The organism is uncultured Pigmentiphaga sp. (assembly GCF_937950555.1).
Classification (GTDB): domain Bacteria; phylum Pseudomonadota; class Gammaproteobacteria; order Burkholderiales; family Burkholderiaceae_B; genus Pigmentiphaga.
In genome coordinates this window covers 163823-170892 of the sequence record NZ_CALFCW010000012.1, presented here as the reverse complement: position 1 = coordinate 170892, position 7070 = coordinate 163823, and the positions used below count along the sequence as shown (strand labels likewise).

The 7070-nt window shown below is 64.6% G+C and carries 6 protein-coding genes; 3 read left to right on the top strand and 3 right to left on the bottom strand.

Annotation, left to right across the window (positions count from 1 at the left end):
- Together Q0319_RS02295 and Q0319_RS02290 are read left to right on the top strand one after the other, a co-directional pair.
- The coding region (locus Q0319_RS02295; RefSeq protein ID WP_299450642.1) for a citrate/2-methylcitrate synthase at positions 1-394 on the top strand (394 nt) is incomplete at its 5' end.
- On the top strand, positions 391-1173 hold the full coding sequence (locus Q0319_RS02290) for an enoyl-CoA hydratase/isomerase family protein (RefSeq protein ID WP_299450640.1): 783 nt from the start codon (positions 391-393) through the stop codon (positions 1171-1173). The genes Q0319_RS02295 and Q0319_RS02290, both read left to right, overlap by 4 nt.
- Before the next feature lie 27 nt (positions 1174-1200).
- Here the strand turns inward: Q0319_RS02290 and Q0319_RS02285 are convergent, their stop codons facing one another.
- The 3 genes from Q0319_RS02285 to prpB all read right to left on the bottom strand — a co-directional run bounded on the left by Q0319_RS02285 (position 1201) and on the right by prpB (position 4868).
- The gene (locus Q0319_RS02285) at positions 1201-2652 is read right to left on the bottom strand and encodes a bifunctional 2-methylcitrate dehydratase/aconitate hydratase (RefSeq protein WP_296468066.1); all 1452 of its coding nucleotides are present in this window, start codon (positions 2650-2652) and stop codon (positions 1201-1203) included.
- A gap of 108 nt (positions 2653-2760) precedes the next feature.
- Complete coding sequence (prpC, locus tag Q0319_RS02280) at positions 2761-3936, bottom strand: 2-methylcitrate synthase (RefSeq protein ID WP_296468069.1); 1176 nt, start codon at positions 3934-3936, stop codon at positions 2761-2763.
- 44 nt (positions 3937-3980) lie between these two features.
- Positions 3981-4868 (bottom strand): methylisocitrate lyase, encoded by an 888-nt coding sequence (gene prpB, locus Q0319_RS02275; protein WP_299450636.1) that lies wholly within the window; start codon positions 4866-4868, stop codon positions 3981-3983.
- Between the two features lie 215 nt (positions 4869-5083).
- On the opposite strand from prpB, the gene prpR reads away from it, so the two are divergent.
- On the top strand, positions 5084-7063 hold the full coding sequence (gene prpR, locus Q0319_RS02270) for a propionate catabolism operon regulatory protein PrpR (RefSeq protein ID WP_299450634.1): 1980 nt from the start codon (positions 5084-5086) through the stop codon (positions 7061-7063).
- Positions 7064-7070 lie beyond the last annotated feature (7 nt).

The window sequence follows — 7070 nt, the reverse complement described above, 5'->3', positions numbered from 1 at the left end:
CCGATCTGCTCGCCTGCTCCGATCCGGCGTCCCCATCGCGGGATTCGGCCATCTGCACCACAAACCGGACGATCCGCGCTCCTACCGCCTCTTCGACGTAGCGAGGGAGGCAAGTCCTCATCATCCTCACATGGACTTGCTGTTGGAACTATCGGCGGCAATCGACGACATCAAAGGCCGGCACGTGACGATCAACGCCACAGGTGCGATAGGCGCGTTGCTGCTCGACGCGGGCCTGCCTCTCCAGGCCATACGCTGCTTCTCGGTCGTCGCGCGCGCCGGCGGGCTCACGGCGCACCTCATCGAAGAAAAAACCAAACCCGCTGCACGCGCGCTGTGGCGGGCGGGCCGCGACGCCGTGCCCTACGTTCCTCCTGGAAAAGGAGAGCCATGATGACGGAAACCCGCGTCACCGTTAGCCTGCGCGGCCGCATTGCCGTGTTGACCATGCAGGATGCTCAACACCACAACGCCCTCGGACCCGAACAAGTCGATGCCCTGCTGCAGGGGCTGCGCCAGAGCGGAGACAAAGGCGCGCGGGCGATCGTAATCGTTTCCGCCGACAAGCACTTCTGCGCCGGCGCGGACATTCGCGCGCTGCTCAATGGCGACTTGCTCGACGCACGCCGCCCCCCTCCGCCCAATGCTCCCATGATGCTGTTCCGGGCGCTCGTGGACGATCCGCGGCCCGTGATTCTCGGCATAGACGGGCTCGCAATGGGAGGAGGCACAGAAATGACTTTGGTGGCCGATCTCGTGCTAGCGACTGAGCGGGCGCGCTTTCGCCTGCCCGAGCTTGGCTTGGGCGTCCTGCCTCGGACGGCACTCGCCCGACTACCCGAGATCGTCGGGCGCCGCAAAGCCATGGAGCTGATTCTCACGCGGCGGATGTTCGATGCGCACGAGGCGCATGCCATGGGCTTGGTTAACCGACTGGTTGCACCAGAAACACTGCTCGATACGGCGGTAGCCGTCGCGGAAGAAATCGTGGCGGCTCCGCCGGCAGCGCTGGCAGCAGCCAAGCAATCGCTGGGCCGCGTCGACCCCGCAGACTGGCAGGCCATGCACGAAATGCTCGGCCTCATGGACCCGGAAGAATGGCGGGAAGGATTTACCGCCTTCCTCGAGAAGCGCAATCCGGAGTACGACCGATTTTGGGCGGGACGGGACTGAACATCGCCCCCCGCCCCTTCGCGCTCGTCAGATCACATACAAATCCACATACTCGTGTACCGGCATCGCCTCGAGGGTCTTCTGGTCCAACGAGACGTCTAGGATCGCCTGTTGCTGCTTGGGCGGGAAGCGGCGCGCCAGGTTGGTCCGGAACTTGGCCTCTAGCAGAGGTATGCCTTCCTTGCGGCGGCGCTTGTGGCCGATCGGGTATTCGCAGACGATCTCTTTGAGTTTCTTGCCGTCTTTGAATTCCACGGTCAGCGCGTTGGCGATGGAGCGCTTGTCGGGATCGTGGTAGTCCTTGGTGAAGGCAGGATCCTCGACGCAGACGATCTTGTCGCGCAGCTGGTCGATGCGCGGGTCTTTGGCGACTTCGTCTTCGTAATCCGCCGCGGTCAACCGGCCGAAGAGAATGGGCACGGCGACCATGTATTGGATGCAGTGGTCGCGGTCGGCGGGATTGTTGAGCGGCCCCTTCTTGTCGATGATGCGGATGCAGGCCTCGTGCGTGCGGATGGTGATTTTCTTGATGTCCTCTGCGCTGCGGCCCTGCTTCTTGAGCTGTTTGTGGATTTCCATGGCGCACTCCACCGCGGTCTGGGCGTGGAATTCGGCCGGGTAGGAAATCTTGAACAGCACGTTTTCCATGACGTAGCTGCCGTAGGGGCGCTGGAATTTGAACGGCTGGCCCTTGAACAGCACGTCGTAAAAGCCCCAGGTCTTTGCGGTCAGCACCGACGGGTAGCCCATTTCCCCGGTACGGGCGATGAGCGCGAGCCGCACGGCCCGGCTGGTGGCATCGCCTGCGGCCCAGCTCTTGCGCGAGCCGGTGTTGGGCGCGTGGCGGTAGGTTCGCAGGCTGTGGCCGTCCACCCAAGCCAGCGACACCGCATTGATCAGTTCCTCGCGGTTCAGCCCGAGCAATTGGCCGACCACGGCGGTCGAGGCCACCTTGACCAGCACGACGTGATCCAGCCCCACTCGGTTGAAGGAGTTTTCCAGGGCGATGCAGCCCTGGATCTCGTGGGCCTTGATCATGGCTGTGAGCACGTCTTTCATCAGCAGCGGCCTCTTGCCTGCGGCCACGGCCTGGCGCGAGAGCCAGTCGGCCGTCGCCAGGATGCCCCCGAGGTTATCCGAGGGGTGGCCCCACTCGGCGGCCAGCCACGTGTCGTTGAAGTCCAGCCAGCGGATCATCGCGCCGATGTTGAAGGCGGCCTGGACCGGGTCGAGCTGGAACTGGGTGCCAGGTACTTTCGCGCCATTCGGCACCACGGTGCCGGGCACGATGGGGCCGAGCAGCTTGGTGCACGCCGGGTACTCGAGCGCCTCCAGGCCGCAGCCCAGCGTATCGATCAGGCAATTGCGCGCGGTCTCGTAGGCGAGCTTGCTGGTAATGCGTTTTTTCAGGACGTAGTCGACGATGTCGACGAGCACTTGGTCGGGTTTGGGTCGTTGGTTGCTTATCGCGGCAGACATGGAGTTTCCCCTGCGCATCGCGACGCCCGTGATAGCCTGCGATTCGGCGCCGCCGGTGCGCAGGCCCTGGGGTGCGCGATACGCGCATTGCGGGTAGGTTGACGGTAATTACTTGCGCTTGGCCAGCGGCACGAACTTGCGGTTTTCGGGGCCGACGTAGTTGGCGCTGGGGCGAATGATCTTGTTGTCAATGCGCTGTTCGATGATGTGCGCGGACCATCCCGCGGTGCGCGCGATCACGAACAGGGGCGTGAACATGGCAGTCGGCACCCCCATCAGGTGATAGCTCACGGCGCTGAACCAATCGAGGTTGGGGAACATCTTCTTGACGTCCCACATCACGGTCTCCAGGCGCTCGGCGATCTCGAACAGCTTGGTGTTCCCGGACTCTTTGGACAAGCGCCGGGCCACTTCCTTGATGACCTGGTTGCGCGGGTCGGACACCGTGTAGACGGGATGCCCGAAGCCGATGACGACTTCCTTGTTCTCGACCCGGCGCCGGATGTCCGCTTCAGCCTCGTCCGGGGTCTCGTAGCGGCTCTGCACCTCGAAGGCCACCTCGTTCGCGCCGCCGTGCTTGGGGCCGCGCAGTGCGCCGATGGCGCCGGTGATGGCCGAGTACATGTCGGACCCGGTGCCGGCGATCACGCGCGCCGTAAAGGTGGAGGCGTTGAACTCGTGCTCCGCGTACAGGTTCAGCGAGGTGTGCATCGCGCGCACCCACGACGCCGGGGCCGGTTTGCCGTGCAGCAGGTGCAGGAAGTGTGCCCCGATGCTGTCGTCGTCGGTTTCCACCTCGATGCGTTCACCGCGGTGGCTGTAGTGATACCAGTAAAGCAGCATGGAGCCGAGTGAGGCCATCAGGCGGTCGGCGATGTCGCGTGCCCCCGGCAGGTTGTGGTCGTCCTTTTCGGGAAGCACGCAGCCGAGCGCCGAGACCCCGGTGCGCATGACGTCCATGGGATGGCTGGCAGCCGGTAGCCATTCCAGCGCGGCCTTGACGTTGGCGGGCAGGCCTCGCCAAGCCTTGAGCTTGGCCTTGTAGGCTGCCAATTCGGTGCGGTTAGGCAGCTTGCCGTGCACCAGCAGGTAGGCGATCTCTTCGAATTCGCATTCGTCCGCGATGTCGAGAATGTCGTAGCCGCGATAGTGCAGGTCGTTGCCGCTGCGCCCGACGGTGCACAAGGCGGTGTTGCCCGCCATCACGCCTGACAGCGCCACCGACTTCTTTGGCTTGGGGCCGGAAGCAGGCTGGTCTTTCTGGTTGGATACCGTTGCGCTCATCGTCTCACTCGCTCCTTTCAGCAGTTATTCGTGCGGGGGACTCATCACTTCTTGCTCTTGAACAAGTCGTCCAGGTGTTGCTCGAACGCGTGGTAGCCGATGCGATCGTATAGCTCTTCCCGCGTCTGCATCATGTCGATCACGTTCCGCTGGTGCCCGTCGCGGCGGATTGCCGTGTACACCGTCTCGGCGGCTTTGTTCATGGCCCGGAACGCAGAGAGCGGGTACAGCACCATGGAGACGTCGGCGCTGCGCAGCTCGTCGACCGAGAACAGCGGCGTCTTGCCGAACTCGGTGATGTTGGCGAGCACGGGCACCTTCACGGCTTCGGCGAACTTGCGGTACGTCTCGAGGTCGTACGCCGCCTCGGGGAAGATGCCGTCGGCACCCGCTTCCACGCAGGCCAGCGCGCGCTCGATGGCGGCATCCAGGCCCTCGACGGCGATGGCATCGGTACGGGCGATGAGGAAAAAGTCCGGGTCCGTCTTGGCGTCGGCCGCCGCCTTCACGCGATCGACCATCTCCGCGGCCGAGACGATTTCTTTGCCGGGACGATGGCCGCACCGCTTGGCGCCGACCTGGTCTTCGATGTGGCACGCGGCCGCGCCGAACTTGATGAGGCTCTTGATCGTCCGGGCAATATTGAAGGCGGAGGGACCAAAACCGGTGTCGATGTCCACCATCAGGGGCAGGTCACAGACATCGGTGATGCGGCGCACGTCGGTCAGCACGTCATCCAACGTGTTGATGCCGAGGTCGGGTAGCCCCAGCGAACCGGCCGCCACGCCGCCGCCGGAAAGATAGATCGCACGGAAACCCGCGCGCTTGGCCAGCAGCGCATGGTTGGCATTGATGGTGCCGATGACTTGCAATGGATGCTCGTCTTGCAGCGCCTGCCGGAAGCGGGCGCCCGGGGAAGTCGGTTGGGCCATGATGAAACTCGTTTGGTGGAAATGCCAGCTTACTGCAAAGACTGTGCCACGCCACGCTCGTCTACCGCCGATGGCCTCGCACGGGCCGCAATTCCCGGGGCTCCTTGCGTTTGCCCCCCCGGGGCCGCCCTCCGCCACTGCGCTTGGCGCGCACCTAGCCATTTCAAATTTGAAATCCCTATAATCAAATCTGATACCAACTCCGCGATCCGACCATGCCCTCCGTCGCCGCCCTCCCCACCCGCTCTGCGCGTCCTACGATATGGGCCATGGGCATCAGCCGCGTGGCACGCGCCTTCGCCGAGCTCACGCCCGCCTACGCGAGCCAGGCCGATTTCCGCATCGTCGACGAAGGGTTCGAGCAGGCCGCCCGCTCCATCAACGAAGCGGCCAAGCGCGGACGGGTCGATGCCGTGGTGGCCGGAGGCTCGAACGGCGCCTACCTGCGACAGCACGTCGACGTCCCCGTGATCCTGATCAAGGTCACCGGCTTCGACGTCATGCATGCGCTGACCACTGCCAAGCAATTGTCGAATCGAATCGCTTTGGTCACGCACGCGTCCACCTTTCCCGAAACGGAGGCGTTCAAGCAGGCCTTCGGCCTGGACTTCCCCAGCCACAGCTACGTGACCGTGGAAGACGCCGCGGCCCAGGTCAAGGCGCTCAAGCGCGCCGGCATGGAGGTCATCGTCGGGCCGGGCCTGGTTTCGGACCTCGCCGAACAGCAGGGCCTGGCCGGCGTTTTCCTCTATTCCACCAACTCGATACGCGTGGCGCTGGAAGACGCCATCGAGGCCGCGCGGCTGGCCCGCATCGAACAGCGCCGGCGCGAGTACCTGAATACGGTGCTGTCACACCTGAACGAAGGCGTGGTGGCGGTCGATGCGGAAGGCCGGGTGCAATCCCTAAATCCGCCCATGGAGCGCCTCCTGGGCGTGCGGCAGGACCAAATCATCGGCCGCCTGCTGGAAGAGGAAGTGCCGGCCATCTCGCTCGATGGCCCACTGCGGCACGGCCAGAAGGAGCTGGAAACCATCCAGAAGGTCAATGACAAGGTCTTGATCCTCAACCGCATTCCCATCCAGAGCGGCGGCGAACTCCTGGGCGCCATCGTGACCGCCCAAGACGCGAAGGCCATCCAGCGGGTAGACCGCAACCTGCGCACGGGTGCCACGGTGCGCCCGGCCGGCACGCGCTACGAATTGGATGACCTACTGGGCAGCTCGCCCGCGATCCAGCGCGTACGCGAACTGGCCAGGCTGTATGCCGATGTGAGCTCGACGGTGCTGATCGAAGGCGAGAGCGGCACGGGCAAGGAAGTCCTCGCCCAGGGCATGCACCGTGCCAGCCCGCGGCGCGACTTCCCCTTCGTCGCCATCAACTGCGCAGCCTTTCCCGAGCCGCTGCTCGAAAGCGAATTGTTCGGGTATGAAGAAGGCGCGTTCAGCGGCGCGCGCAAGGGCGGCAAGACGGGTTTGTTCGAAGCTGCGCACAATGGCACCATTTTCCTCGACGAGATCGGCGACATGCCGCTCGCGTTGCAGGTCCGGCTGCTGCGCGTGCTGCAAGAGAAGCAGGTGCTGCCCATCGGTGCCTTGGAACCCGTTTCCGTCAACGTCCGGGTCATCGCGGCCACCCACCGCGACCTGCACGCCATGGTGCGCAACGGCGAATTCCGCCGCGACCTCTTCTACCGGCTCAACATCCTGCGCATCGCCATGCCGCCCCTGCGCGAACGAGAGGGCGACATCGAAGAATTGGCGGAAGTCCTCTACCAGCGGGCGCAGCGGCGCCTCGGCATCGCGCGACCCGTGCGCCTCCCCGCCTTCGTCAAGGCGCTGTGCATGAAGTACGACTGGCCCGGCAACCTGCGCGAGATGGAAAACGTGCTCGAGCGCGTGGCTGTCTCGCACGCAGGCCGCAAGGTCAGCCGCAAGGAACTGGAGCTGGAATTGGAAATCACGGTCCCGGAGCTCTACGGTGCGAGAAACCGCGAGGCCGGGCCTGCACAAGAGGCGACTTTCGCGCCGCTCGAGGAAGTCGCCCGTGCCAGCGAGGCGGCGCATATCCGGCGCGTCTTGCAGGCTTGCAACGGCGACCGGGCAGCAGCTTGCCGGATTTTGGGCATCAGCCCCGCGACGCTGTGGCGCAAGCTCAAGGGCGGGGACGAGGCGGAACGCGCGAGCCGCTCCTGACTTCGCC

Excerpts from the sequence above, each read along its gene's own strand:
- Q0319_RS02290 (WP_299450640.1), top strand. The coding sequence starts at position 391 with ATGATGACGGAAACCCGCGTCACCGTTAGCCTGCGCGGCCGCATTGCC.
- Q0319_RS02285 (WP_296468066.1), bottom strand. The coding sequence starts at position 2,652 with ATGTCTGCCGCGATAAGCAACCAACGACCCAAACCCGACCAAGTGCTC.
- prpC (WP_296468069.1), bottom strand. The coding sequence starts at position 3,936 with ATGAGCGCAACGGTATCCAACCAGAAAGACCAGCCTGCTTCCGGCCCC.
- prpB (WP_299450636.1), bottom strand. The coding sequence starts at position 4,868 with ATGGCCCAACCGACTTCCCCGGGCGCCCGCTTCCGGCAGGCGCTGCAA.
- prpR (WP_299450634.1), top strand. The coding sequence starts at position 5,084 with ATGCCCTCCGTCGCCGCCCTCCCCACCCGCTCTGCGCGTCCTACGATA.